The organism is Martelella mediterranea (genome assembly GCF_021021415.1).
In the GTDB taxonomy this organism is placed as follows: Bacteria; Pseudomonadota; Alphaproteobacteria; order Rhizobiales; family Rhizobiaceae; genus Martelella; species Martelella mediterranea_C.
In genome coordinates this window covers 118160-144858 of record NZ_JAINWJ010000009.1, presented here as the reverse complement: position 1 = coordinate 144858, position 26699 = coordinate 118160, and the positions used below count along the sequence as shown (strand labels likewise).

25 protein-coding genes and 1 riboswitch are annotated in these 26699 nt (G+C 62.9%); of the genes, 9 read left to right on the top strand and 16 right to left on the bottom strand.

The genetic code is table 11. The features are described 5' to 3' along the window. Positions 1-106 precede the first annotated feature (106 nt). Together K7H91_RS07425 and K7H91_RS07420 are read left to right on the top strand one after the other, a co-directional pair. Positions 107-667 (top strand): bifunctional transcriptional activator/DNA repair enzyme AdaA, encoded by a 561-nt coding sequence (locus K7H91_RS07425; protein ID WP_230719563.1) that lies wholly within the window; start codon positions 107-109, stop codon positions 665-667. After that, positions 664-1182, top strand: coding sequence for a methylated-DNA--[protein]-cysteine S-methyltransferase (locus K7H91_RS07420; RefSeq protein ID WP_230719561.1), 519 nt, complete (start codon positions 664-666; stop codon positions 1180-1182). The genes K7H91_RS07425 and K7H91_RS07420 overlap by 4 nt, the downstream gene beginning before the upstream one ends. Here K7H91_RS07420 and K7H91_RS07415 read toward each other — a convergent pair. Beyond that, positions 1179-2192, bottom strand: coding sequence for a helix-turn-helix domain-containing protein (locus K7H91_RS07415; protein WP_230719560.1), 1014 nt, complete (start codon positions 2190-2192; stop codon positions 1179-1181). The two genes, K7H91_RS07420 and K7H91_RS07415, sit on opposite strands and share 4 nt — an antisense overlap. 128 nt (positions 2193-2320) lie before the next feature. Between K7H91_RS07415 and K7H91_RS07410 the strand changes: the two genes are divergently transcribed. Continuing rightward, a complete protein-coding gene (locus tag K7H91_RS07410; RefSeq protein ID WP_230719559.1) occupies positions 2321-3340 on the top strand; it encodes an alpha/beta hydrolase family protein in 1020 nt (339 codons plus the stop codon). Positions 3341-3466: 126 nt separating this feature from the next. Here K7H91_RS07410 and K7H91_RS07405 read toward each other — a convergent pair whose 3' ends face one another. From K7H91_RS07405 to fabA, 4 genes are all read right to left on the bottom strand, one after another. Then, a complete protein-coding gene (locus K7H91_RS07405) occupies positions 3467-4546 on the bottom strand; it encodes a porin (RefSeq protein WP_230719558.1) in 1080 nt (359 codons plus the stop codon). 698 nt (positions 4547-5244) lie between these two features. Beyond that, positions 5245-6054: an enoyl-ACP reductase FabI gene (gene fabI / locus K7H91_RS07400; RefSeq protein WP_018064540.1), complete on the bottom strand. Its 810-nt coding sequence runs from the start codon at positions 6052-6054 to the stop codon at positions 5245-5247. A gap of 7 nt (positions 6055-6061) precedes the next feature. Beyond that, a complete protein-coding gene (gene fabB, locus K7H91_RS07395) occupies positions 6062-7288 on the bottom strand; it encodes a beta-ketoacyl-ACP synthase I (protein WP_230719557.1) in 1227 nt (408 codons plus the stop codon). Between the two features lie 37 nt (positions 7289-7325). Next, positions 7326-7841 carry a 3-hydroxyacyl-[acyl-carrier-protein] dehydratase FabA gene (gene fabA / locus K7H91_RS07390; RefSeq protein ID WP_230719556.1) on the bottom strand — a complete coding sequence of 172 codons (516 nt, stop codon included), beginning with the start codon at positions 7839-7841 and terminating at the stop codon, positions 7326-7328. Positions 7842-8143: 302 nt separating this feature from the next. Here fabA and irrA point away from each other — a divergent pair, with 302 nt between their 5' ends. Further along, entirely contained in the window at positions 8144-8560 is a 417-nt protein-coding gene (gene irrA / locus K7H91_RS07385) for an iron response transcriptional regulator IrrA (protein ID WP_230719555.1), read from the top strand. Between the two features lie 5 nt (positions 8561-8565). Here the strand turns inward: irrA and K7H91_RS07380 are convergent, their stop codons facing one another. From K7H91_RS07380 to K7H91_RS07365, 4 genes are all read right to left on the bottom strand, one after another. Beyond that, positions 8566-9351: a YdcF family protein gene (locus tag K7H91_RS07380; RefSeq protein WP_230719554.1), complete on the bottom strand. Its 786-nt coding sequence runs from the start codon at positions 9349-9351 to the stop codon at positions 8566-8568. 27 nt (positions 9352-9378) lie between these two features. Further along, a complete protein-coding gene (locus K7H91_RS07375) occupies positions 9379-10416 on the bottom strand; it encodes an aldose epimerase family protein (protein WP_230719553.1) in 1038 nt (345 codons plus the stop codon). Positions 10417-10473: 57 nt separating this feature from the next. Then, a complete protein-coding gene (locus K7H91_RS07370; protein WP_230719551.1) occupies positions 10474-11418 on the bottom strand; it encodes a homoserine O-succinyltransferase in 945 nt (314 codons plus the stop codon). Positions 11419-11470: 52 nt separating this feature from the next. Beyond that, positions 11471-11548: riboswitch (SAM riboswitch) on the bottom strand. Between the two features lie 39 nt (positions 11549-11587). Then, positions 11588-12220, bottom strand: a complete 633-nt coding sequence (locus K7H91_RS07365) for a LysE family translocator (protein WP_230719550.1) — start codon at positions 12218-12220, stop codon at positions 11588-11590. A gap of 148 nt (positions 12221-12368) precedes the next feature. Between K7H91_RS07365 and K7H91_RS07360 the strand changes: the two genes are divergently transcribed. Together K7H91_RS07360 and K7H91_RS07355 are read left to right on the top strand one after the other, a co-directional pair. Then, positions 12369-12572: a heavy-metal-associated domain-containing protein gene (locus K7H91_RS07360; protein ID WP_230719549.1), complete on the top strand. Its 204-nt coding sequence runs from the start codon at positions 12369-12371 to the stop codon at positions 12570-12572. A gap of 242 nt (positions 12573-12814) precedes the next feature. Beyond that, a complete protein-coding gene (locus tag K7H91_RS07355; RefSeq protein ID WP_230719548.1) occupies positions 12815-15286 on the top strand; it encodes a heavy metal translocating P-type ATPase in 2472 nt (823 codons plus the stop codon). Positions 15287-15544: 258 nt separating this feature from the next. Here K7H91_RS07355 and K7H91_RS07350 read toward each other — a convergent pair whose 3' ends face one another. Then, complete coding sequence (locus tag K7H91_RS07350) at positions 15545-16402, bottom strand: NlpC/P60 family protein (protein ID WP_230719547.1); 858 nt, start codon at positions 16400-16402, stop codon at positions 15545-15547. A gap of 3 nt (positions 16403-16405) precedes the next feature. Continuing rightward, positions 16406-17779 carry a leucyl aminopeptidase family protein gene (locus K7H91_RS07345; RefSeq protein ID WP_230719546.1) on the bottom strand — a complete coding sequence of 458 codons (1374 nt, stop codon included), beginning with the start codon at positions 17777-17779 and terminating at the stop codon, positions 16406-16408. A 125-nt stretch (positions 17780-17904) separates the two neighbouring features. Here K7H91_RS07345 and K7H91_RS07340 point away from each other — a divergent pair, with 125 nt between their 5' ends. Beyond that, positions 17905-18699, top strand: coding sequence for a tetratricopeptide repeat protein (locus K7H91_RS07340; RefSeq protein WP_230719545.1), 795 nt, complete (start codon positions 17905-17907; stop codon positions 18697-18699). Positions 18700-18915: 216 nt separating this feature from the next. On the opposite strand, the gene K7H91_RS07335 is transcribed toward K7H91_RS07340, so the two are convergent. The 4 genes from K7H91_RS07335 to K7H91_RS07320 all read right to left on the bottom strand — a co-directional run bounded on the left by K7H91_RS07335 (position 18916) and on the right by K7H91_RS07320 (position 22623). Further along, positions 18916-19782, bottom strand: coding sequence for an SDR family oxidoreductase (locus K7H91_RS07335; protein WP_230719544.1), 867 nt, complete (start codon positions 19780-19782; stop codon positions 18916-18918). Further along, positions 19773-20912 carry a tRNA epoxyqueuosine(34) reductase QueG gene (gene queG, locus K7H91_RS07330; protein WP_230719543.1) on the bottom strand — a complete coding sequence of 380 codons (1140 nt, stop codon included), beginning with the start codon at positions 20910-20912 and terminating at the stop codon, positions 19773-19775. Before queG ends, K7H91_RS07335 begins: the two co-directional genes overlap by 10 nt. Positions 20913-20975: 63 nt before the next feature. Further along, on the bottom strand, positions 20976-21668 hold the full coding sequence (locus tag K7H91_RS07325; protein ID WP_230719542.1) for a glutathione S-transferase family protein: 693 nt from the start codon (positions 21666-21668) through the stop codon (positions 20976-20978). 115 nt (positions 21669-21783) lie between these two features. Continuing rightward, entirely contained in the window at positions 21784-22623 is an 840-nt protein-coding gene (locus tag K7H91_RS07320) for an undecaprenyl-diphosphate phosphatase (RefSeq protein WP_230719541.1), read from the bottom strand. A gap of 193 nt (positions 22624-22816) precedes the next feature. Here K7H91_RS07320 and K7H91_RS07315 point away from each other — a divergent pair, with 193 nt between their 5' ends. Next, a complete protein-coding gene (locus K7H91_RS07315) occupies positions 22817-23224 on the top strand; it encodes a DUF805 domain-containing protein (RefSeq protein WP_230719540.1) in 408 nt (135 codons plus the stop codon). Between the two features lie 99 nt (positions 23225-23323). Then, positions 23324-24610: a lytic murein transglycosylase gene (locus K7H91_RS07310; RefSeq protein ID WP_230719539.1), complete on the top strand. Its 1287-nt coding sequence runs from the start codon at positions 23324-23326 to the stop codon at positions 24608-24610. Positions 24611-24886: 276 nt separating this feature from the next. Here K7H91_RS07310 and K7H91_RS07305 read toward each other — a convergent pair whose 3' ends face one another. Further along, positions 24887-26527 carry an MFS transporter gene (locus K7H91_RS07305; RefSeq protein ID WP_230719538.1) on the bottom strand — a complete coding sequence of 547 codons (1641 nt, stop codon included), beginning with the start codon at positions 26525-26527 and terminating at the stop codon, positions 24887-24889. Positions 26528-26699 lie beyond the last annotated feature (172 nt).

Sequence of the window (26699 nt, the reverse complement as noted above, 5' to 3'; positions counted from 1 at the left end):
TTCGAGCAGCGGAAAGATACCTCCCGCGGTTATGTCACCGGCCGTTTTCGGACCTCATAATGACAACTTGCTCGCCTCCCTCAACCGGCGCTGCTAAAATCGGGCCATGTTGGATTTCGATACATGCGAAACAGCGCGGCAGGCGCGCAATCCGGCGTATGACGGCAGGTTCTTTACCGCTGTTCGCACGACGATGATCTATTGCCGGCCGGTCTGCCCGGTAAAACAGCCGCTGACGAAGAATGTCAGCTATTATCCGACGGCCGCCGCCTGCGAGCGGGCGGGCTACCGGCCGTGCCTGCGCTGCCGGCCGGAAACCGCGCCGTTTTCGCCGGCCTGGAATGGAACCCGCACAACAGTCGAGCGGGCGCTGAAGCTGATCGACGAGGGCGCGCTGGACACTGGCACGGTGGAGGACCTTGCCGCACGCCTCGGCGTTGGCGCGCGGCATTTGTCGCGGCTTTTTGCCGTCCATGTCGGGGCGTCGCCGCTACAGACAGCCCAGACGCTCAGGATCGGTCGGGCGAAGCGGCTTCTGGACGAGACTTCGCTGCCGGTCGTGGAGGTGGCGGTGCGCGCCGGCTTTGGCAGCGTCCGGCGCTTCAATGCCGCGTTTGCGAGGCTTTATGGACGGCCGCCCACGGCGATCCGGAGACCGACGCGATGAGCGGGTTGTTCTATACCTATATCGACAGCCCGGTGGGCACTCTGCTGGTCGCTGGCGATGGCAACCGGCTGCACTTCATCTCGTTTCCGACCGGCCACAAGGCGTTTGGGCCGCGACCGGACTGGCAGCGCTATGATGCGCCGTTCGCGGAAGCGCGGCGTCAGCTCGATGCCTATTTCGCCGGCGAGTTGAAGCAGTTCGACCTTGCCTATCACCTGTCGGGAAGCGGGTTTCAGAACCGAGTCTGGGAATATCTGGCAACGATCCCCTATGGCGAGACCACGACCTACGGAGCCATCGCCAGAACGCTCGGCGATGCCAATGCCAGCCGCGCGGTGGGCACCGCCAATGGCAACAATCCGCTGCCGATCCTGCTGCCCTGCCACCGCGTCATCGGCGCCAACGGCGCGCTCACCGGCTTCGGCGGCGGGCTGCCGACCAAGAAATATCTGCTGAAGCTCGAAAACGCGTGGGAGGAGCCGCCGCAGGCGGATCTGTTTGCCGGCCGTTTTTAGAGGCTTTCAGACAGCCGGGTCGTCTTCACCCAGGCCGAAGGGCTTTTGCCGGTGACCCGCTGGAACTCCCGGTTGAAGTTCGACTTGGTGTTGAAGCCGCTTTCCAGCATGGCGGTGGTGACGCTGTCGCCGGAAGCAAGCCTTTCGCAGGCATGGTCGATTCGAAACCGGTTGATGTGGCGCGAGATATTCTCGCCCGTCGCCCGGTTGAGGGCCGCGGAAAGCTGCTTTGCCGGCAGTCGCAGGCGTCGGGCAAGGCGCGCAAGGGTGAGGGAAGGCTCGAGATAGAGCTTTTCCTCTTTCAGCAAACCGTCAAGCCGATCGACGATCGCGTGATCGCCTTCATCCGGCACGGGTGCGGCGGTGGGCCGTGACAGGGTCTCCGTTTCGGTCTCTCCGAATGCATTCGGCGAAACGCTCAAGAGGCCGACCGAAAGCAGCGCGCAGGAGGTGAAGATGGAGATGATCAGTTGCGCCCATCCGGGATTGTCGGAGAGGAAGGCGACGGCGATCAGGCCATCGCTCAGCGCTGACAGCAACAGGCTGACGGCGATGCCGGTCCAGAGCCACAGCGGCTGGCGTCCTGCTTCAAGCCGCGCCAGCGGCAAGGCGTCGCCGCCCGATTTCAGCACGTAGAGGATCAGCCCGCCATAGGCGATGAAGATCGCCGGCAGGATAATATCGATGGTGGCCGGCGCGAACAGGATGCAAAAGACGGCAAAGGCGGGCACCAAAAGATGGAGGCTGTCGCGCGCCGGCCTCAACGGGCGCAGAAACGCGGTCTGGAAGGTCAGCCAGGCCAGAACCGGTATCAGGGTCGCCGTCACCGGCTGAACCGGGCGCAGCAGCGACAACCCGTAATATTGCAGGGCCGCGACGATCAGGCTCTGCACCGCGCAGGCCGACAGAAACACGATCACCACCGGCGGGCGCTCCTCGACCGTCAGCACCCGCAGGATCAGAAAGCCAAGCACCAGAGCGGTGACCATCGGGACCGGCAAAACCAGCATGTCGTCTCCTTCATCTGGCGGTCTGATAGTTCATAAACCGGTTCCGGGCGACCTGAAACCGGATAGAGGACGCCGGAGAGGCCGAAAAACGCAAGGTCGGGTGGTTTCAACCGAAAAGGATCACCACCATGAAACGATTTCTGCTTTCCGCCCTGTTTTGCGGCGGCATGGCGATGAATGCCGCCGCCGCGGAAAATCTTCCGGGCTATGAACGGATGACGGTATTTCCGGAGGAACGGGCGGCGCCGGTGGCCGCAAGCCTCTGGTATCCCGCCGGCGTCAGAAGCTACCGCGGCGTCGTCGGCGACAATCCGGTTTTCCATGGCGTGTCGGTGTGGATGGGCGCGCGGATTGCCGAAGGGCAGTATCCGCTGTTCGTGTTCTCCCATGGCTCCGGCGGCAATATGGACAACAGCGCCTGGCTGTTTTCGGCGCTGGTCGAAAAGAGGGCGATGGTGCTTGCCGTCAATCATCCGGGCAGCACGTCGGGCGATTCCTCGCCGCGTGCCTCGCTGCTGACCGATCGGCGCGCCGGCGATATCTCCGCAGCCCTCGACGCGCTGCTCGACGACCCGGTGCTGGGGCCGCATGTGGACCGGTCACGGATCACCGCGCTCGGCTTCTCGCTCGGCGGCGCGACCGTGCTTAATCTTGGCGGCCTCGGTTTCGACCGCGAGGCCTATGCCGATTATTGCCACGCCAACCCGGAATTGACCGATTGTGCGTTCCTGGCCAAGGGCAATGTCGACTTCGATTATCTGCCGGAGGGGTTCGTTGGCGCAGCGCGCGATCCTCGGGTCGGCCATGTCATCGCCATCGATCCCGCCTTCACCTATGCGGTGACAGCGGCGAGCGCGGAGGCGGTGACCGTGCCGGTGTCGTTCATCAATCTTGGCGATCACAATCGGCTCAGAGCCGGCGATGTCTCGGAAAACGGCAGCAACCTCGCCAACCGGCTGAAGGATGCCGACTATCAGGTAATCGCGCCATCCTACCACATCACCTTTCTGGGACGTTGCAAGCCCGACGGTGCTGCCCTTCTCGCCGAAGAACAGGACGATCCGGTCTGCACCGATCCGGACGGCGTGGATCGCGCCGACACTCACGAAAGAATCATAAAGGCCGTTGCCGCATCGGCGGGGCTGTAATGACTTCGGACGGCTGGCGGCATAGAAGGCCAAAAGCCCGCGGCTAAACAAAAAAATACCCCCGGAAGCGTTGCCGCTCCGGGGGTAGTGCAGGGCCCGAAGGACCCTGCGATCTGTTTGCGTGACTTAGAAGTCGCGCTGCAGACGGAACCAACCGGCCCAGTAGTCATCAGAGTAGTACTGATCAGGCGTGTCGGTGTACTGAACGTTCAGCTTGGCGCTCAGGCCTTCGACGATGGTGTAGTCGAACAGGGCACCAGCGGACCAGTAGTCTTCGTTGTCGGCACCCGGAATGTTGGCCGAGGTCCACTGAGCAGCAGGCGTGATCGAGAACTTGTCGGTTACGTTAAGTTCGTAGCCGGCAGCGATCGCCCACTCGGCGTAAACGCCCGGGATAACGGTCGGGGTCGGCAGCGAGTAGTCCTGGAAGTCGTCGTTGCCATAGGTGTTGGCATAGGCGTTCCAACCGGTGGAGTAGTTCGCACCGAGTTCGAGCGAGCCCGGGCCAAGCGCCAGCGAGGTCATCAGGCGGAACGAAGCTTCTTCGTTGTAGGTGTCGTAACCAACATCAAGCTTGGCGCCAACGCCGCCAGCCTGGAAGCCAACGCGACCGGATACGCCGAGATGCGGAACATTGTCGCCCGAGTTGGACAGGCCGATCATGGACGGCTCAAGAGCGTCGAGCGAGAGACCGCCTACGAAACCTTCACCGACATATACGTAACGGATCGAGTTGAAGCGGGTCTGACCGGACAGGTCGTCGATTTCGCCGATGAGACCTTCATCCCAGTAGCTGTAGAACAGACCGGCCTGGAAGCCGCCGAGTGCGAGGTAGGTCTCGTCGAGGTAGGTGTCGGTCTCGCCGTCGTCCGAATAGTATTCGCTGTTCAGAACGATCGCGCCGGTCAGAGCGCCGAGCTCGGTGTCGGTCTTGGAAGTGATGGCGATCTGGCCGCGCGTCCAAACATCCCAAGTGTCCGGGCTGTTAGCGCCGGTCTGGGCATCGATCTGGAAACGGATGTAACCGCCGACGTTGAGGCAGGTCTCAGTGCCCGGAATGTAGAAGTAGCCGGCGCCGAAAGCGTCGCAGACTTCTACGTAGTTGGCCTGTACGGGTTCGATCACGACGACCGGATCAGCTGCCTGGGCAGCGGAGGCAGCGGCGAAAGCTGCTGCGGAGCCCAGGAAAAGGCTTTTGATGGTCATAGTTAAGTCCTCAATTTAATCGAGCGTGGAAAGGAGGCGCTAGCCCCGATTTAGTGAAGTCCGGTGAATTGCCCCCCGGCTTCTGACACCCATTAACAACGTCTTGTGCGTCCGTCTCAATAAACCATAGGTGGAACTATAAATCATTTGATTGAATAAAGGGGGGTGGTGCAAATTCGCAACAAAAACAGAGGCAGCGCGCCAATGGCGAATCATGCCGGTTGCCGCCGCAGCGCCAACTTGTTTTTCGCGCCCTGGCGCAGAATTCCTTTTAAATCAGTCGATTAAATGAGAAGCGCTTCGCAAGCGGACAGTGCGCCGCGGAGATATATCGGGCGTTCACCCGGTTCTTGACGCCGCTGAACGGAGGAGAAAATGAACAAAGTGTTAAAACCGCTCCGTGCGTGCGTTCGGCCCCTGAAAACGGCCCATCTGAATGACGGGATGATTGCGATCCCGACGCCGGTTGATCGGGCTCTTTGTGATGAAAAGTGTTCTACAACAATAAGATGGGTTGCTTTTGAAGCGTGATTTTCGCTGGCAAGCGCGATCACGCCGAGTGGTTTTGCACTTACATCTGGAGGAAGCACGGCATTGAATCCATGGCCAGTTCCGTCAGACGAAAAAAAGACGCGCTCATCGAAATGAGCGCGTCTTATGCAACCTGGGATTTAATGAAGCATTAACAGCTGTCGGAATCAGGTCTCCGGATCGCCACGCCGCATCATTTCGGGGATGGGCATGGAGAGGATATTGTAGCCATTGTCGACGAAATGGATCTCGCCGGTCACGCCGGAGGCGAGGTCGGACAAGAGATAAAGCGCCGAGCCGCCAACATCCTCGATCGTGGTCGAGCGACGCAGAGGGGCGTTGCGCTGCTGCCATGCGTAGACGAGTCGCGCATCGCCGACGCCGGAGCCGGCAAGCGTGCGCACCGGACCTGCCGAGATTGCGTTCACGCGAATCCCCTGCGGTCCAAAGTCGCCGGCAAGATACCGCATCGACGCTTCGAGACCGGCCTTGGCCACGCCCATGACGTTATAGTTCGGCACCACGGCGGTGGAGCCGCCATAGGTCAGCGTCAGCAGCGACCCGCCATCCGGCATCAGCGCGGCGGCGCGCTTGGCCACTTCGGTGAAGGAGAAGCAGGAGATCACCATGGTGCGGACGAAATTTTCCCGCGAGGTGTTGGCGTATTGGCCCTTCAACTCGCTCTTGTCGGAAAAGCCGATTGCGTGAACCAGGAAATCGAGCTTGCCCCAGCGTTCCTCGATTGCGGCAAACACCGAATCGACGCTTGCGATGTCTTCGACGTCGCAGGGGACCACGAAGTCGGAGCCGACCTCTGCCGCCAGCGGATGAACCCGCCGGCCAAGCGCCTCGCCCTGATAGGTGAAGGCAAGCTCCGCGCCCTCGGCGTGAACCGCCTTGGCGATGCCCCAGGCAATCGAATGATTGTTGGCAACGCCCATAATCAGGCCGCGTTTGCCTTTCATAAGTCCGGTCATTTGCGCATTATCCATTGTAGCGCTGGAAGACCAGCGTAGCGTTCGTGCCGCCAAAGCCGAACGAGTTGGAAAGGACGGTATCGATCTTGGCATTGTCGATGCGCTCGCGCACGATCGGAACGCCTTCAAACTCGGGATCGAGTTCTTCGATATGGGCGCTCTCGCCAATGAAGCCTTCCTGCATCATCAGCAGGCTGTAGATCGCCTCCTGCGCGCCGGCAGCACCGAGCGAATGACCCGTCAGTGATTTCGTCGACTGGATGTGCGGCAGCTTGTCGCCGAAGACTTCCTTGATCGCGCCGATTTCGCGGGTATCGCCGACCGGGGTCGAGGTGCCGTGGGTGTTGATGTAGTCGACCTCGCCGTCAACGGTTTCGATCGCCATCTTCATGCAGCGCACCGCGCCTTCACCGGAGGGGGCGACCATGTCGTAGCCATCCGAGGTCGCGCCGTAGCCGACCACTTCGCCGTAGATCTTGGCGCCGCGCGCCTTGGCGTGTTCCAGCTCTTCCAGAACCACGACGCCCGCGCCGCCGGCGATGACGAAGCCGTCGCGGTTGGCATCATAGGCCCGCGATGCCCGGGTCGGATCGCTTTCGTTGAAGTCGCTCGACATCGCGCCCATGGCGTCGAACAGGTTGGACATCGTCCAGTCGAGGTCCTCGTGGCCGCCGGCGAACATCATGTCCTGCTTGCCCCATTGGATCATCTCGACGGCATTGCCGATGCAGTGCGCCGAGGTCGAGCAGGCCGAGGAAATCGAGTAGTTGACGCCGTGGATCTTGAACCATGTGGCGAGCGTCGCCGAGGCCGTCGACGACATCGCCTTCGGCACGGCGAAGGGGCCGATCCGCTTGGGCGAGCCGTTCTTGCGGGTGATGTCGGCCGCATCGATCAGGGTGCGGGTCGAGGGACCGCCGGAGCCCATGATGATGCCGACGCGCGGCTTTTCGCTGTAATCGCTCTCTTCCAGGCCGGCATCGGCGATCGCCTGCTTCATGGCGACGTGGTTCCACGCGCCGCCCTGCGAGAGAAACCGCATGGCGCGGCGGTCGACCTTGTCGCTGGTATCGATATCGGGGCTGCCCCAGACCCGGCACTTGAAGCCGTGCTCCGCAAAGTCCGGCGAAAAGGAAATGCCCGATTTGGCCTCACGCAGCGAGGCGGTGACTTCGGCCGCATCGTTTCCGATCGAGGATACGATTCCCAACCCTGTGACGACAACACGTCTCATATCTGTTGACCTCTTTATTTATCTTGCAAGCGAAGCGTCACTCGGTCTTGTCCTTGGACAGGCCGACGCGCAGATCGCTCGCCTGGTAGATCGTTTCGCCATCGGCCTTCAGCCAGCCATCGGCCGTGCCCAGAACCAGGCGGCCGCGCATGACGCGCTTGAAGTCGATGCCGTATTCGAGAAGTTTCACGGACGGACGCACCATGCCCTTGAACTTCACCTCGCCGGTGGAAAGCGCCATGCCGCGGCCTTCCTCGCCCAGCCAGCCGAGGAAGAAGCCGGTCAACTGCCACATGCCGTCAAGGCCCAGGCACCCCGGCATGATCGGATTGCCCTTGAAGTGACAGGCAAAGTACCAATCGTCGGGGGCCACATCATATTCGGCGCGAATGAAGCCCTTGTCGTGGGCGCCGCCGGTCTCCGAAATCTCGGTGATCCTGTGGACCATCAACATCGGCGGAAGCGGCAATTGCGCATTGCCCGGGCCGAAAAGCTCGCCCTCGGCGCACTTGATGATGTCCTCGTAGTCGAACTGCGATTGTCTCGTGCTCATTAAAACTCTGCTTCCCTTCGTTCAGCGAGGGGGTTTCGTGTCTGCCTCAAGATAAGGGCGTAATCACCTTCCAGCAATGCGCGGCGGTGCGACTTCACCAAAATCTGCAAACCCTTCATCGTTTCACTCCACCCGTGGCCATACAGGAAGCCGCCGCCTCCGACCAGAGTGAAACGCCATTCGGGCCCGTATTTGCAGTTTAATTTCAAGTGCTGCAAGCCCCGGCCCTATTGAAAGCGATTCTCAATCCCGTTATATCGGGCTATATTTGTGTTGTGACAGTTCAGGCGCCCGTAGGAATTATGGCAGCGAGACATCGTATCTCCGAAGACAGGCTCCGCGAAAGCGGTTTGCGTCCCACGCGTCAGCGTGTCGCGCTGGCGGAGCTATTGTTTGCCAAGGGCGACCGTCACCTGACCGTCGAGGAACTGCATGACGAGGCGATCGAGGCCGGCGTTCCGGTTTCGCTGGCCACCGTCTATAACACGCTGCATCAATTCACCAATGCCGGCATGATCCGGGTGCTCGCGGTCGAGGGCTCCAAGACCTATTTCGACACCAATACCTCGGATCATCATCACTTCTTCATCGAAGGCGAAAATCAGGTCGTGGACATGCCCGAAAGCAGCATTTCGCTCACCGGCATGCCGACCCCGCCCGAGGGCATGGAAATCGCCCATATCGATGTCGTGGTCCGGCTGCGCCCCAAGCGTCGCTGATACGCTCAAGCCCCGCGCGCCGGTCCTGGCGAACGCCGCAACAGTAACAATCCAGCCCATTCCCTGAGCGCCGTCGAGAGCATCATCGCGTTGATCATCGGCTTGTCGAAGCTGAAACCGAGCCGGACATCGCCGTCGGTGCGATAATCGGCGGGCCATGGCGTCACCTTCATGCGCTGGCGGCGGAACAACTCAATCGAACGCGGCATGTGATAGGCCGATGTGATGACGATGCAGCTTGCGTCTTTCAAACCCTGATTTTCCAGCAATGCCGCCGTCAGGCTGGCGTTTTCCGCGGTATTGCGCGCGCTCGGCTCGTATATCAGCCGTTCTGCCGCGATGCCGTGATCGGCGAAGAATTGGGCTGCGGGCGCGGCCTCGCCATGGATATTGCCCGACAGCGAGTTATCGCCGCCGGTCACCAGAATTTTCATCTCCGGATAAAGCCGCGCGAGCCTGAGCGCCTCGATATAACGGTCGGCTGCGCTGGAGAAGACATAGGTGCCGCGTCGGGCCGAAATACCGGTGCTGATGCCGCCGCCAAGCACGATCGCCAGGGCCGGCGGCGTTTCGAGCACCGGCCGGGGGCAACGGTTTTCCAGTTCCGCCATCAGCATTGCCCCGGTCGTCGTGAAACAGGCGATCCCGAGCGTGATGGCCGCCAGCGCGGCGAAGACCGCCGCCGCCGCGCTCCAGGAAAAGGCAAGACAGGCAAGCGCGGCCAGCGTCGTCAGAAAGGCGAAGGCGAGCGGCTGGAAGATCATCCAGAACAGTTTTGAAACGACAAACATCCGGCCGCGTTTCCAGACCCGGCGGCTTTACGCCGGGGCCTTCTTGGTCTCGCTCTTGCGGAAGACATAGTCCGTCTCTTGCCGAAGCGTCTCGTCCGGGCGCAGGATGGCGTTGGGAAAACCCTTATGGTTGACGGCGTCGGGCCAGACCTGGGTTTCCAGACAGAAGCCGGCGAACGGGCCGTAGGGAAAGCCGCTCAGGCCTTCCGGGGTCTCGTCGAGCTTGAAGGCGGTGTAGAACTGCACGCCTGGTTCGGTGGTCAGCACATCCATGGTGACGCCGGAGGATGGCGCGCGCACGCTGATCACCGGCCGCTTTTCCATGCGCTCCGGCGATAGGCAGAAATTATGGTCGAACAGCACCTGCCGCCCGTTCGGATATTCCCGTTTCATCGGCTGGGGCTTGCGGAAATCGAACGGCGTGCCGGAAACCGGCGCCAGTTCGCCGGTCGGGATCTGGCGCTCATCGGTCGGCAGGTAATGCTCGGCGGCGATCATGATCTGGTGTTCCAGCGTATCCGTGCCGTTGCCGAGATTGAAATAGCTGTGGTTGCAGATATTGGCGATTGTCGGCTTGTCGGTTGTGGTTTCGTAGACCACCGAGAACACGCCGCGCGGCTTGAGCTGAAAATGGGCGCGGATCGTGCAATTGCCCGGAAAGCCGCCGCGGCCGTCCCGGTCGACGATCTTCAGCGTCACCCCATCCTCTCCGACCTCCTCGAATTCCCAGAGGCTGACGCCGGTGCCGTCGCTGCCGCCGTGGAGATTGGTGATGCCGTTTTCATTGCGGTCGACCTGATACTCGGTGCCGTCGATCGTGAAGCGGCCATCGGCGATGCGGTTGGAGGAGCGGCCGGGCGTTGCGCCGAAATAGGGCGAATAGTCGAGATAGTGCTCGAACGTGTCGAAGCCTAGAACCAGAGCGTGCGGGTGGCCGTCCAGGCGCAGGTCCTGCACCACCGCGCCCCAGTTCAGGATACTGGCGGTCAACCCGCCGCCGGAGATCGTGACCCGTTCTACCGCCTGTCCGTCTCGGGTTTTTCCGAAGTCCTGGGGCGTGTTCATTGCTTTTCTCCGCGATATGTCATTGCGGCGCGATACTGCGCCGGAAAGGGGAGGGCTTCAAGCGCCCTCCCGATCGATCTGTCGGTCGATCCCGATTTCTTCCAGATGATAGGGCGTGGTCTGGTAGACCTCGTTGATCCAGTTGCCGAACAGCAGATGGGCATGCGAGCGCCAGCGGTTCTGCGGCGTGCGTTCGGGATCATCGCCGGGGAAATAGTTCTTCGGCAGGGCGACCGGTACATTGGCCTCGACATCGCGCCGGTATTCATCGCCAAGCGAGTTCGAATCATATTCGATATGATTGAACATATAGAGCCGGTTGGCGAATTCCTCCTGGGCAAGGCACGGCCCGACCTCTTCGGAATCGATCAGGATTTCCATGCCGGGCGCTTTCACAAGTTCTTCGCGCCGCACCTCGGTCCAGCGCGATACCGGAACCTGGAAATCATCGGAAAAGCCGTTGAGATAGATCGAGGACGGTTTCAGGTTTTGGTGGCGATAGATGCCGAAGGCCTTCTTGTCGAGCAGGTGCTTCGCAACGCCGTGGAAATGATAGGCCGCCGCCATCGCGCCCCAGCATATATTCATCGTCGAGTGGCAGTGGGTGGTCGTCCAGTCGAGGATTTCCTTCAACTCGTCCCAGTAGGTGACCTCCTCGAAGGCGAGCGTCTCGACCGGCGCGCCGGTGATGATGAAGCCGTCGAACTTGCGGTCGGCGACCTCGTCCCAGGTATTGTAGAACGACAGCAGATGCTCGATCGGCGTGTTCTTGGCCTTGTGGCCGCCGACGCGGATCAGCGACAGCTCGATCTGCAGCGGTGAGGCGCCGAGCAGGCGGGCGAATTGCAACTCGGTTTTGGTCTTGTTCGGCATGAGATTGAGCAGCCCGAAGTGCAGCGGGCGGATATCCTGCCGCTCCGCAACCGTTTCCGTCTTGACCCGCACGCCTTCCGCAATCAGCGTTTCATAGGCGGGCAATGTGTCTGGAATCTTGATAGGCATGTTCACATCCATACAAACAGAAAACCGGCCGCGCACAAATCGCAGGCCGGGGGCTTCCGCTCGCTCGGCCCTTTAGCGACTTGTTTAACGTGGCTGCAAGCCGGCCGGCCAAATCACCACGAGGAAGAAGTCAATAGCGCCGCACGGGGCGGGCGTCAACATTCCCGGCTTACGAGGCGGCCCGCCGCCATGTTGCCGTGGCAATGCCCATGGCCATCAGCGCGCCGCCGCCGAGGCGGGGCAGAAGGGAGGTGATGGCAGGGGAGACGAGCTTTTGCCGAAGCCTGTCTGCCAGCAATGCATAGGCCAGCGCGTTGAGCGCGGCGAGGGTGACGAAGGTCGAAATCAGGATAGCGAATTGCGGCGCGAGCGGCGCCTGCGGCTGCACGAATTGCGGCACGAAGGCGATGAAGAACACGATCGATTTCGGGTTGAGCGCGGTCACCATCAGGGCATGAGTGAAGACGTGCCGGGGCGGGAGGGCGGCTTCAGAGGCGTCCGGCACGGCATCGCCGACGCCCTTGCTGCGAAACAGCTTGAAGCCGAGATAGACCAGATAGGCAGCACCGATCCATTTCAGCACGACAAACAATTGCGCGGATGCCAGCACCAGCGCGCCGAGGCCGGCAAGCGAAGCGGTCATGGCGATGAAATCGCCGAGCGCGACGCCCGCGACCGTGGCGAGCGCCACCCGCCTTCCCTGGCTCAAAGCGTAGCTCAGCACCAGCAGCACTGTCGGTCCGGGGATCAGCAGCAGCGCGGTCGATGCGGCGGCGAAGGCGAGCCAGATATGCAGGTCCATGGCGTTTCATCTCCTGTTTCGGCAAGCAAAGACAGAGGTCGAGATCGTTTTCAAGCGGGGCGCGGAGAAAAATCGCCGCACCGCCCTTGACCTTCCAGCCACTGGAAGCCCCATCTCTATCGCAACAGGTTTCGGAAGGAGAATGACAATGACCGAGATATTGAAGATTGAAGGCATGGGCTGCGGCGGCTGCGTCACCACAGTGACCAAGGCGCTTGTCGCCGTGCCGGGCATTTCCGACGTGGCGGTCAACCTCGATAGCCACGAGGCGCGGTTTGAATTGGCTGCGCCCGCAACGCGCGAGCAGGCGGTGAAGGCCGTCGAGGATGCCGGCTACGACGTGAAGGGGTGAGGGCGAACGGCTTTGCCGGGTTCGACTGAGTTTGCTTCGTTCCGGAAACGCCGCAGCCAACAATCTCCCCCCTTGAGGGGGAGATGTCGCGAAAGCGACAGAGAGGGGTGAACCCTCTCTGAGAACTCAGAATTCTTAGGCTGGCGCTGTACCCCTCTCTGCCCCTGCCGGGGCATCTCCCCTTCAAGGGGGGAGATTGATGGGAGCAAGCGGCGCGCCAGAGCCGAAAAGGAAAAGCGGGTATGGAACATACCGTCTCGAAATCAAACAAGCCTGCCCACATCACCCTTCCGGTGACAGGCATGACCTGCGCCTCCTGTGTGCGCAGCGTCGAGCGGGTCGCGGGAAGGGTGGAGGGCGTTTCGGCGGTTTCCGTCAACCTCGCCACCGAGACGGCGGATGTCACGCTGGACGATCCGAAGGCCGCCGGTGACGTGATTTCGGCGATCGGCAAGGCCGGCTATGGCGTGGCGATCGAGACCGTTGAGCTCGGCATCGAGGGCATGCATTGCGCCTCCTGCGTCGGCAATGTCGAACGCGCGCTGATGGCCGTGCCCGGCGTCGTCTCGGCGCATGTGAACCTTGCAAGCGAGCGGGCGACCATCGAGGCCGCGGCGGATGTCGCCGCGCTGATGGCCGCCGTCGAGGCGGCCGGCTACACGCCGCGCCGCATCACGGATTCCGCAGCGGAAACCGAGACCCATGCGGATATCAGGGCGAAGGAACAGGCCGCGCTGAAGCGCGATTTCCTGACCGCGCTGATTGTCACGCTGCCGCTGTTCGTGCTGGAAATGGGGTCGCACCTTATCCCGTCGCTCGGCCATGCCTTGATGAACGCCGTCGGCGTCTTTCCCCTCCATATTCTTTATTTCGTGCTGGCGACCATCGTCGTGTTCGGCCCCGGCCGTCGCTTCATCCGCCATGGCGCGGCGTCGTTCAGGCGGTTGTCGCCGGATATGAATGCGCTGGTCATGCTCGGCTCGCTGGCCGCCTGGGGCTATTCCACGCTGGCGACCTTCGTGCCGCAGCTTTTTCCTGAGGGCGCGGCGCAGGTCTATTTCGAAAGCGCCGCCGTCATCGTCACGCTGATCCTGCTCGGCCGCTATCTGGAGGCCAAGGCCAAGGGCCGCACCTCGGCGGCGATCACCCATCTCATGGGCCTCCAGCCGAAGACCGCGCGTGTGGAACGCGACGGCGAGACCGTCGATATCCCGATCGCGGATGTCAAGCAGGGCGATATCGTCGTGGTGCGTCCCGGCGAGCGGATCGCGGTCGATGGCGCGGTTATCTCCGGCGCGTCTCATGTCGATGAATCGATGATTTCCGGCGAGCCGGTTCCGGTGAAGAAGGCCGAGGGCGATGCCGTCACCGGCGGCACCATCAACAAGACCGGAAGCTTCACCTTCCGCGCCACCGCCATCGGCGCCGATACCGTGCTGGCGCGAATCGTGAAAATGGTGGAAACCGCGCAGGGCGCGAAGCTGCCTGTTCAGGCCATGGTCGACAAGGTCACCGCCTGGTTCGTGCCGGCGGTGCTCGCTGCCGCAGCGCTGACCTTTGTCATATGGCTGGCCTTTGGACCCGCGCCTGTGCTGCCCTTTGCGCTCGTCAACGCCGTGGCGGTGTTGATCATCGCCTGCCCCTGCGCCATGGGGCTCGCCACGCCGACCTCGATCATGGTGGGCACCGGCAGGGCGGCGGAAACCGGCGTGCTGTTCAGAAATGGCGAGGCGCTGCAGACCCTGCGCGACACGAAGATCGTTGCTTTCGACAAGACCGGAACGCTGACCGAGGGCCGCCCGGAGGTGACCGATATCCTCGCCGTCGGCGGCTTCGAGAAGGATGCGCTGCTGGCGCTTGCGGCCGCGGTTGAGGTCGGCTCGGAACATCCGCTTGCCGAGGCGGTCGCCACCAGTGCGCGGGAGCGGAAACTGGCCGTGGAAAAGGCGGAGAATTTCGAGGCCGTCCCGGGCTATGGCGTGAAAGCATCGGTCGGCGGCAGGTCCGTCGCCGTCGGCGCGCGCCGGTTCATGGAAAAGCTCTCCGTCGATACCGCAGGCCTTGATGACGAGGCCGAAAGGCTGGCGGCGAAGGCGCGTTCGCTGCTGTTCGTCGCGGTCGATGGTCGCCTCGCCGGCGTTATCGGCGTTGCCGACCCGGTCAAACCCTCGGCAAAGGCCGCGATTGCGGCGCTGCACGAGGCGGGCGTGAAAACCGCGATGATCACCGGCGACAACGAGAAGACCGGCCGGTCGATTGCCGCCGAGGTGGGGATCGACACCGTGGTGGCTGATGTCCTGCCGGATGGCAAGGTCGCAGCGCTTGAGACGCTGCGGGGTGAGAGCGGCGCGATCGCCTTTGCCGGCGACGGCATCAATGATGCCCCGGCGCTCGCCGCCGCCGATACCGGCATCGCCATCGGCACGGGCACCGATATCGCCATTGAAACAGCCGATGTCGTGCTGATGTCCGGCGATCTCGCCGGCGTGGTCAACGCCATCGCGCTGTCGCGGGCGGTGATGCGCAATATCGCGGAGAACCTGTTCTGGGCCTTCGGCTATAATGTGCTGTTGATCCCGGTTGCCGCCGGCGTGCTCTATCCCGCAATCGGCATTCTGCTGTCACCGATGCTGGCGGCAGCGGCGATGGGGCTGTCGAGCGTGTTCGTGTTGAGCAATGCGCTCAGGCTGAAGCGGTTTCGGAAGGTTGCGTAGGTGGACGGTCCATCCCCGTGGCCGATTTCCGCCACGGGGATGGACGCTCGCGGCTTGCTCCCAATACTCTCTCCCGCTGGCGGGAGAGATGCGCCGAAAGGGGCAGTGAGGGTGGTTCAGCGTTTCAAATCGTGAGGGCGTTCGCGGTGATGGTCTCCCCCCTCACTGTCGCTTTCGCGACATCTCTCCCCTCCGGGGCGAGAAGAGTTGGGGGCTATGCGGGGAGACCGTATGCGAAACCCCGCTCGCGAGCAGCCGCTACTTCGCAGGCCGCAGATACGAGGTCGGGTTGCCATAAAAGGGCGCGATGCGGGTGATGGCGTGGTCGAGGTTTTCGCGGGTGACGCGCATGGTTGCGCCATTGGCGTGGATCAGGGTCTTGGGGTCTTCCATCAGCCCGACATGGCCTTTCCAGAACACCAGATCGCCGCGTTTCAGGCCGCGCCGGGTTACCGGGTCGCCGTCCATCAGTTCCTGCATGTCGGAATCGCGCGGCACGGTGCGCCCGGCCATCATCATCGCGATCTGCACCAGCGCCGAGCAATCGAGCCCGAAGCCGGATCGCCCGCCCCACAGATAAGGCGTCTCAAGAAAGCGCAGCGCCGTCTTAACCGGGTCGCGCTCGAACGGGCGGCCGACCGGAAAGCAATGATCGGCAAAGACGGCGGTGCCGTCCGCTGACAGAAGATAACGGCTGCCGCGCAGCTCCGCCTCGTCCACGAAGGTCATCCGGCTGCCCATGGAAAGCGCCGAGACCGGCCCGGTCTGCAGGTCGGGTTCGGGATAGAGAAAGGTGCGGGGCACCGAAATCACATGGGTCGCCGCCGGATGGGCACCCTCGGCCACCGTGTCTTCCGGCAGATAGCCGACATAGCAGTCAAAGCGGGATTGCACCCACAGCCAGCCCTTGGCGCGCTCGAATATGTCGACCGTCTCGCCGAACAAAAGCTGGGTGTCGATCCTCGCCGCATGGGCCGGCTCGCGCCGCACCGAGGCGACCGGGACGATCACCTGCGCGGGGATCGGATCCGCGAACCGCGCCGCGCGAACGATACCGGAAAGACGGACATCGGCGAGATCATCCCTGAATGCGTGAAGCCGGCGGTCGAGTTGCATGCGTCAGCCCTTGCGGATGGTTTCGAAAATGGCGCGGATCGCCTGGGCCTCGCCGCCGGCCGGACCGAAATCGCGATCGGCCTGCGCATAGGCGTAGATGTCGAAATGGGCCCAGGATTTGGCGCGGCCGACGAACTGCTTGAGAAACAGCGCGGCGGTGATCGCACCCGCCAGCCCGCCCGACGGCGCGTTGGTGAGATCGGCGATGCCGGTCTTGAGCTTGGCCTCGTAGCCGGTAAAAAGCGGCATCCGCCACGCCGGATCGCGCAGCCGTTCGCCTTCTGCGACAAGCGTTTCGGCGAAGGCATCGGAGGTCGTGAAAAACGGCGCGATATCGGGGCCGAGCGCGACGCGGGCCGCGCCCGTCAGCGTCGCCATGTCGATCAGGAGGTCGGGCAGTTCCTCGTCGGCATAGGTCAGCGCGTCGGCGAGGATCAGCCGGCCCTCGGCATCGGTATTGTCGATCTGCACCGTCAGGCCCTTGCGCGAACGGTAGATGTCGCCGGGGCGGAAGGCGTTGCCGGCGACGGCGTTTTCGACGCTCGGGATGATGACGCGCAGATCGACGTCGAGCCCGGCATCCATGATCATCAGCGCCAGCGCCATCACATTGGCCGCCCCGCCCATGTCCTTCTTCATCAGCAGCATGCCGGCGGCGGTCTTGAGATCGAGGCCGCCAGTGTCGAAGCAGACGCCCTTGCCGACAAGGGTGATGGCCCGCGCGCCCTTGCGGCCCCAGCGCATTTCCATCAGTCGCGGCGCCTTCTCGCCGGCGCGGCCGACGGCGTGGACCAGCGGAAAGCCCGCCGAAAGCAGATCGTCCCCCCGGATCGCGTTGAAACTGGCGTCATAATGGCGGGCAAGGCCTGCAAACACCTCTTCCAGATGATCGGGCTGCATGTCGTTGGCGGGGGTATTGACGAGATCGCGGGCAAGACAGATCGCGGCCCATGCGCGCTCAATCTCGGCGGCATCAACGCTGTCCGGGATCGCGAGCCGCACGACCTTCGCGACGGGCTTCACATAGCGCTCGAAGCGGTAGGAACCGGCCGCAAAGCCCGTCAGTGCCAGCGTCGCATCGCCGGCATACTGCGCCAGACGCCAGTCTCCCGCCGGCAGCAGTTTCGTCAGACGGCCGAAGACGAAGGGGTTTGCGCCAGTGCCGAGGCCGAACAGCGCCGCGCCGAGGCCGCCATCGCTACCCGGAACCAGCAGGAACTCTCCCTCGTTTCCCGAAAAGCCGGCGGCGCTCGCAAAGGCGCGGACGCTTTCCGGCAATTTGTCCGTCTCGCCCTGGGCAAGGGCGTAGAGCGGCCGGACTGGCGCGTCGGCGGGACAGAAGGGGAGCGGGCGGGTGATAAACTGGAAATGCGACATGTGGCTTTGCTCGGAACTGGTTTTCCCGCGTACTTTCGCGCGAAAAAACTTTCTGTAAAGTAACCAAAGGCGGTGGACGGTGATTCCATACGCCGATCAAGGCGCTGAGAACAGACGGAGATTGCATGAAAACGAACAATCCCACCGGCCATGCATCGCGCGCGGTGATAGTGCTCGCCGCCGGCCTTGTTGCCCTGTCGGGTTGTGCCAGCGTGCGCGGCGGCGGCATCAACACCTCCGGCTACCGCATGGCGGAAGACTTCGCCGGACTTTCGCTGTCGCAGCAGGCTCAGGTGAGCTACCGGCTGGAAAGCGCCTATCTTTCCCGTCCCGGCCGGCTGAACAGCGGCATCGAATATTCGGAATATCTCAAGGCGACCGGCGATTACAAAAAGGCCAATGAGGTGATGCGACAGGTGGCCGCCCTCAACCCCGGTTCGGGTGAGGCGCAGCTTTTCTACGCCAGGTCCCAGGCGGCGCTCGGCTATTATCCGGATGCGCTCAGAACCGTGCGGCAAGCCGCAAGCCTCAGCCCCAATGACTGGCGGGTCTATAACGAAGAGGGCACGATCCTCGATCAGATGGGCCAGCCGATGGAAGCGCGGATGCGCTATCGCAAGGCGCTCAGCCTGTCGCCGAACAATCCCGACGTGCTGTCGGCGATGGCGACCTCCTATGTGCTGACGCATGACTTGCCGACGGCGGAAAACTATCTGCGCGACGCGGTGGATCAGCGCGATGCCGGCTCCGACGTCCGGGTCAATCTCGGGCTGGTTCTGGCGCTGCAGGGCAAGCAGGAAGAGGCCCAGCGCGTGGTCACCGCCGGCGTTTCGGCCGACGAGGCGCAGCAGAACCTTGCAGCGCTGGCCGCGGCCACCGCGCCGGGCGGGGCGTGGGAGCAGTATGCGGTGGAGATGTAGGGAAATCCGTGATTTTTGGCGCAAGGCTATTGTTGCCCGGTTTGGCGACGTTCCGTCGCGCTCTCCCGTCCACCTGTGTCATGCTCGTGCTTGACACGAGCATCCAGGCCACACGGAGAGCGTCGCCTGGACCCTCGGGTCAAGCCCGAGGGTGACCCGGAACAGGGGGAGAGAACTTTCCTCAAACTGAGTGGTGGTAGAGGAAAGCCATCATCCTCAATACGCCCGCATATCCCACAACTGCTTCAGCGACTGCCGGTAGTTCGGAAACTCGAACTCGTAGCCGAGCTTGCGCAGTTTGGCGTTGCTCACCCGCTTGTTCTCGCCCCAGAAGGACCTTGCCATCGGTGTCATGTCGGCCTCTTCGAACGGCACTTCCGGTGGTGGCTCGATGCCCATCAGACGGGCCGCTTCTGTGATCACGTCCTGCGGCGGGGCCGGTTCGTCGTCGGTGACGTTGAAGATGCCGCCGATCTCGCGCTCGGCCAGAAAGGCCACGGCATAGGCGATATCCTCTACCCGGATGCGGTTGAAGACCTGGCCCTTCTTGATCACCCGTTGCGCCGTTCCATCCATCAACTTGCGGAACGGGTTGCGGCCGGGGCCGTAAATGCCGGAAAGCCGGAGAATGGCGACCGGAAGCCCGTGTTTCGCGCCGGTTTCCAGCCATTGCTGCTCGGCGGCCAGGCGCTGTTTCGAGCGCTCCGAGGTGGGCCGGCATTCGGAGGTCTCGTCCACCCATGCGCCGTCATGATCGCCGTAGACGCCGACGGTCGAGAGATAGCAGAGCCATTGCAGGTCCGGCAGTTCGCTATGCGCCGTGCTGCTGGCGATGTTCAGCAGACTGTCGCCGTCGGGACCGGGCGGGATCGATTGCACCAGATGGGTGACGCAGGACAGCTTGTGGCCGAGCGCGGGATCGATGGTCTTGCCATCGAAGACGAAGGCCTCCATGCCGCAATGGCCGAGGCTTGCTGCCTTCTCCGCGCTGCGCGTGGTGCCGGCGACCTGGCTGGCGGAGGGAGCAAGTGCCGTGGCGATCGCCTTGCCGGAATAGCCGGCGCCGAAAATCATCAGATGCATAGCGTTTCCTCCTCGCGTTGCCATTCGTGGCGGACGGATTCATCACTCTCATGTAAGCGCGTTCTTGCCAATGCGGCAAATTCATTTCGGGATAGAAGCCGCGCCAGGGCCCAGATCGCCATCGCCCGGACAGCCGGGCTGTCGTCATCGATCAGGCGGCGGCAGGGCGGGACGAGCGCGACGTCGCCGCTATTACCGGCGGCAATCAGACAGTTGCGGACAAACCGGTCACGACCGATCCGCTTGATCGGCGAGCCCGAGAAGAAGGCGCGGAAGGCGGCGTCGTCAAAGCCGAGAAATTTAGACAGGCGCGGGGCCTTCAGGTCGTCGCGCGCGATCAGCTTCATCTCCGAGGATTGTTCGGCGAACTTGTTCCAGGGACAGACCGCGAGACAGTCGTCGCAGCCATAGATGCGGTTGCCCATCGCCTCGCGGAACTCCAGCGGGATGACGCCGTGATGCTCGATGGTGAGATAGGAAATGCAGCGTCGCGCATCGAGCCGGTAGGGCGCGGGGAAGGCGTTCGTCGGGCAGACATCGAGGCAGGCGCGGCACGAGCCGCAATGGTCGCGCTCGGCGGTATCGGGCGCAAGGTCTTCGGTGGTGAAGATCGAGCCCAGGAACAGCCACGAGCCGAATTGCCGGCTGACCAGATTGGTGTGTTTGCCCTGCCAGCCGATGCCGGCCTTTTCGGCAAGCGGCTTTTCCATCACCGGCGCGGTATCGACGAACACCTTGACGTCGGCCCCCGAGCGGGCGGCGAACCGGCCGGCGATCTGTTTCAGCTTTCCCTTGATGACGTCGTGATAGTCGCGGTTTCGGGCATAGACCGAGATATTGGCCCGGTCCTTGCGTTTCAGAAGCGGTCGCGGGTCGTCCTCCGGCCCGTAATTCATCGCCAGCATGATGACGGAGCGGGCTTCGGGCCAGAGCTTTAGCGGCGAGGACCGGCGCTCGAAGGTTTCCGCCATCCACGCCATCTCGCCATAATGTCCCTTGGCGATCCCCTCGGCGAGCGCTTGCGCGGCCTCCGGCATATCTTCGGCGCGCGCGATTCGGCAGGCGGAAAAGCCCTGCGAGAGGGCTTCCTCGCGCAGGAAGTGTTTCAGCTTTTCGGTACGCTCATCCATGCCACCGCCATTTTGTTGATCGCCCCACAGGACGATGCTTTCCCAAAGGTGGCGTGTTGCGGCCTAAAAATCCAGATCGGCGTAGTGAGAAACCGGCACCACGCCGCGCACCCGGTCGGCGAGGAGCGCCCGGAAGGCGGGGCGCGATTTCAGCCGCTGGTACCATTCCTTGGCGGCGGGCGTCTCGTCCCAGTTGATTTCGCCGAGATAATCGAGCGCGGAGATCGCGCCGCCGGCGGCAAGATCGGCATAGCTCATCCGCTTGCCGGCGAGCCAGCCCCGGCTGCCGGCAAGCCAGGCGACATATTTCATATGCTGGCGGATATTGGCGCGGGCCGCCCGCAGCACCCGCGAATCAGGCGCGCCGCCGCCATATTCGGTGCTCATCTGCAGCTTGTAGACCCGCTCGCGGCACAGCGGGTGGGTGACGTCCTGTTCGAGCTTCAGCAGGAACCACTCGGTGAGCCGGCGGATTTCGGCGCGCTGGAACGGCTCTTCCGCCAGCAGCCGGCGTTCGCGCTGGAGCACGCCATGGGTCTCGTCCATGAATTCGGCGATCACGAACGGGCCACAAAGCGCTCGCATATTGTCATCGACATAGACCGGCAGCGTGCCGGCGGGATTGGCCGTCAGGAAGGCCTTGCGTTTTTCCCATGGCCGCTCCTCGATCATGTCGACCTCGAAGGCATATTCGCCGATCACCAGGCGAATGAAGCGTGAGGCGGCGGACATCGGGTGGTGATAGAGCGTAGACATCTGGCTTCCGTCGCGTAGGTCATGGATCGACGCCCGGCCAGAAGCCGCGACACGACCCGATCACGTGATTGTTTGCGGCCCATCTAACCACCGAAGGATTAATGATGGGTGACCGTCAGCCAACAGGACTGATCACGCCGAGCGCGAGCAGGACCAGAAGGCCCGCGCCGAGCGCCACCCGGTAGTAGACGAACGGCATGTAGCTGCGGGTCGAGACCAGCCGCAGGAAGAAGACGATCACGGCGTAGCCGACGAAGAAGGCGATCGCGGTGGCAAGCGCCGTTGCCCCCCAGCCGACCGGATTATCCTCGCCGATGCTCTTGAAGAGCTGGTAGAAGCCGGAGCCGAAAACGGCCGGCACGGCCAGCAGAAAAGAATAGCGCGCCGCCGCCTCGCGGGTGTAGCCGAGCAGCAGACCGGCGCTGATCGTGCCGCCGGAGCGCGAGACGCCCGGTATCAGCGCCATCGCCTGGGCGAAGCCGTAGAGAATGCCGTCGCGCCATGTCAGGTTTTCCAGCCGGACGCGCTTGGCGCCGATCCGGTCGGCGATCCCCATGATGATGCCGAAGATGATCAGCATCGCGGCGGTGATGTAAAGATTGCGCAGCGAGGTCTCGATCTCGTCCTTGAACAGAAGGCCCAGGATGACGATCGGCAGCGAGCCGATGATGATCAGCCAGCCCATCCGCACGTCGGCCCTGTCGTAGCCGCTGCCGAGCCGGAGATTGTGGCCGAGCCAGGCCTTGGCGATCCGCATGATATCGGCCCAGAAATAGACCAGCACGGCGAGTTCGGTGCCGATCTGGGTGATGGCGGTGAAGGCAGCACCCGGGTCCGCGCCGGATGGCAGAAATGCGCCGGCGATGCGCAGATGCGCGCTGGAGGAGATCGGAAGAAATTCCGTCAGCCCCTGCAACAGGCCCAGAAAGGCGGCCTCGATCCAACCGATAGTCATGAGTTTCAGCCGATCTCGAATGAATGAAGGAAACGGGCGGCGATGAAAGAAAGCCCCGGCGTCAGCCCGCGGCCAGACGTCTACTACCGGAAGACAGCGGGCTTGGAAAGAACGTAGGCTGGGAGGTCGGTGGCTGTTATTGCACTCCCCGCGCACTGGGCGTAGGCTGCTTGAGGGACAACAGGGGACAATCATGTCGGAATCATCAAACTCAATTGTCGGCCGCGAACACCGCGAAGTCGGTTTCGTCGAGGCCCTGCAGCTTGCCTTCAAGAATTATGCGCTTTTCAGCGGCCGTTCGTCGCGCGGGGCCTTCTGGTTCTGGATCCTGTGGACGATCATCATCAGCGCGGTTCTCGGCGGTGTCGATTCACTCCTGTTCGGAAAGATGGGCTATTTGCAGGGTCTGTGGAACCTGGCGACCTTTATTCCAGCCATCGCCATCGGCGCGCGCCGTCTTCACGACATCAATCGCAGCGGCTGGTGGCAGCTTATCGGGATTACCGTGATCGGGGTTCTGGTGCTGATCTACTGGTTCATCAAGCCGGGCCATGAACAGACCAACGATTTCGGCGCCGATGTCGAGGCGGGACGGGCCTGAGAGCCATAAACGCCATCGTATTGCCCTGAAGCGGCCATAGTTGATTTATCATTCGGTAACCCTGATGCCCGAGAATCCGCGCGAAAAGGAGAAGCCGGAATGACCAGATCACGCCCGTTTATGGCCGTACGCATCCTCTGCGCCGTGTTTGCGATCGCGCTCGCCTTCCTTGCCGGCGCTGGGCTCTCCACCGTCGCCAATGCCTATGACAGGGGAACCGTCGATCGCCAGTTCTCGCAATGGCTGGCGACTGACATGCGCCAGGCGGCGCTGCGTTCCGGGGTGTCGGCATCGGTCTATGACCGGGTAACGCAGGGGCTTTCGATCAACTGGTCGCTGCCGGACCTGGTGCCACCGGGCACCAAACCGCCGGCGCAGCGCAAACAGACCCAGCCGGAATTCTCCGAACCCGGTCCCTATTTCAGCGAGAACAATCTGAACTACCTCGCCGTCAAGGGCCGCCAGCTCTACAACCAGTACAAGCCGGTGCTCGACCGGATCGAGGCGCGCTACGGCGTGCCGGGGCGGATCGTGCTCGCCATCTGGGGCCGCGAGATGGGCTATGGGGCGGCGGAGGAGAAATACGATATTCTCCAGGTGCTCGGCACCAAGGCGTTCATGAGTGGCTCGCGCCAGCAGATGTTCCAGCGCGAATTCATCGCGGCGCTGCAGATCATCCAGAGCGGCGCTGCCCCGCTCGACAAGCGCAAGGCCTCCTGGGCCGGCGCTTTTGGCCAGCCGCAGCTGATGCCCTCCAATTTCATGAACTACGCCGTCGATTTCGACGGCGACGGCGTGATCGATGTCTGGGACTCCGTGCCCGATTCGCTTGCCACCATCGCCAAGCATCTGGCAAGCGACGGCTGGGAACGCGGGCGCGACTGGGGCTATGAGGCGGTGATACCGGACAATGTCTCCTGCGCCCAGGAAGGGCCCGACAATGCCCGGGCGATTTCGGCCTGGACCAAGCAGGGCATCACCCGCGTCAACGGCAAGGCGTTTCCCGCAGACGAACTGCGCAAGCCCGGCATGATGCTCGTGCCGCAGGGCCGCTACGGGCCGGAATTCATCGTCACGCCGAATTTCTACGTGCTCAAGGAATACAATAATTCCGACCTTTACGCCCTGTTCGTCGGCAATCTCGCCGACCGCATCCAGTACGGCATGGGCGCTTTCGTCCAGCCCTGGCAGCGCACCGGCACGCTGCTGCGTTCCGATGTCGCCGCCATGCAGCGCAAGCTCGAGGGCATGGGCTATGACGTCGGCGGCGCGGATGGTCTCGTCGGCTTCAAGACCCGACGTTCCATCGGCGACTGGCAGGCGAGAAACCGCGTCAACCAGACCTGCTGGCCGACGCCGGCGCTGAAGAACGAGTTGCTGCGGTAGTCGTGGCGATTGGGGCGTACTCTGCAGTAGATATCGCCTCAACCCTGACCGCATAGCCCCCCGTCAATCTCCCCCCTTGAGGGGGAGATGTCGCGAAAGCGACAGAGAGGGGTATCGGGAAGAAGCCGCGAACTCCGAATTCTCGGATAGGGTTCACCCCTCTCTGCCCCTGTCGGGGCATCTCTCCCTCAAGGGGAGAGATTGTGGGCTGCCGGGTCTTCGGATCAAACCAAAGCTGAACGGCACTGATGGAGAAGGCCGCCCCCAACGCCCCCATCAATGATGGTGATGATGCGCGTCGTAGGGGCGGTTGAAGATCGTGTCGCGCGGCGGGATCGCCTGGCGTTCGATCATGCGCCGGACCCGCGGCATGCCGTCTTCCTGATGCAGTTCGCGCAGCCGGTCGAGATTGTCGGCATCGGCCTGGGTGCGGCGCTGGTTGTGGCGCACATAGTCGACCCAGGTCGGCGCGTGATAGGTCTCGAACCAGACGTCGGGCTCCTCGATATCGCGCATCAGCGCCCATTTGCGCGCGCCGTCGCGCAGCCGGATGCGGCGGCGCTCTACCATCAGGCGCAGGAACTCCTGGGTGTCTTCGCCCGCGATCACGAAGCGGGTCTCGACCACGATCGGGCCGGAACGGGCGACGAGGCCAAGGGCGGGCTCCGGCGTGCGGAACCGGTTGAGCGGATCGAGGTTCAGGCTTTCGAAGGCCGGCATCTTGAACACGAAGCCGACTGCCGCGCCGAAGGCCGCAACGCCCGCCGCGGCCAGGAAGGCATGGGTGATGGTGAGGTTTTCGGCGACATAGCCCCAGAGCCAGCTTCCGCCCGCCATGCCGCCGAAGGCAGCGGTCTGGTAGAGCGACAGGGCGCGGCCGACCACCCAGCGCGGCGTCGTCAGCTGCACCACCGTGTTGAACAGCGAAAGCGCCATGACCCAGCAAGCGCCGGCGAAGAAAAGCGCCAGACAGTCGATGATCAGCGAGGTCGAAAGCGACATGACCACCGCGCTCGCGCCGAACACCAGGAAGGCCGCGCGGATGATCGCTTCGTTGGAAAGGGCGGCTCTCAGCCTTGCATTGGCGAAAGCGCCGCCGATCGCGCCAATGCCGAACGCGCCGAGCATGATGCCGAATGTCTGCGGCCCGCCGTCGATCACGTCGCGCGCCACCAGCGGCAGCAGCGCCAGCGCCGACACCGTGGCAAGGCCGAACAGGAAGGCGCGCAGCAGCACCTTCAGGATATTGGGCGACATGAACACGTAGCGCAACCCGGCGCCGATGGCGGTGGTCATCTTCTCGCGCGGCAGCGGGTTTTCCGGAGGCACAAATTTCCAGCGGAAAACCACCGTCAGCAGGCCGAGATAGCTCAGCGCGTTCACAACAAATGCCGCTGCCGCACCGCCGATGGCGACGATGGTGCCGCCGACGGCCGGGCCGACGCTGCGGGTAATGTTGAAGCCCACGGAATTGACCGTGACCGCCCCGGGCACGTCGGAACGCGGCACCATATCGCCGACGGCGGCCTGCCAGGACGGGTTGTTGAGCGCATTGCCGCTGCCGATGAGAAAGGTGAAGGCCAACAGCATCCACGGCGTGATCACGCCGGCAATCGCGGCAAGCGCCAGCGCTACGGAGACGGCGAACATGAAGCCCTGGGCGGCGAGAATCACCCGTCGGCGGTCGAAACTGTCGGCAATCGCGCCGGCGACGAGCGCGAACAGCATCACCGGCAGCGTGGTCGAGGCCTGAACCAGCGCCACCATGCTTTCCGAATTCGAGATCGAGGTCATCATCCAGGCAGCGCCGACATTCTGGATGTTGGTGCCGAGATTGGAGGCGATCGAGGCAAACCAGATATTGCGGAAGGTGGTATGCGCAAACAGGGCAAAAAGCGAGGGTGTCGCCTTGTTCATGGATTGTCGTTCCTCCGGGCATTTTGTTGTTTGCGCGCAGCGCGATCGGCGGATGCGATGCTGCGTTCGCTTCGGCTTCTCCCGAACCACAAGTATAGGACCGAAATCAGGCGGTTGCCTATATCCCCCGAGGTCTGTTCCATGCCCGGGCCGCGATAAAACTTGCAATTTT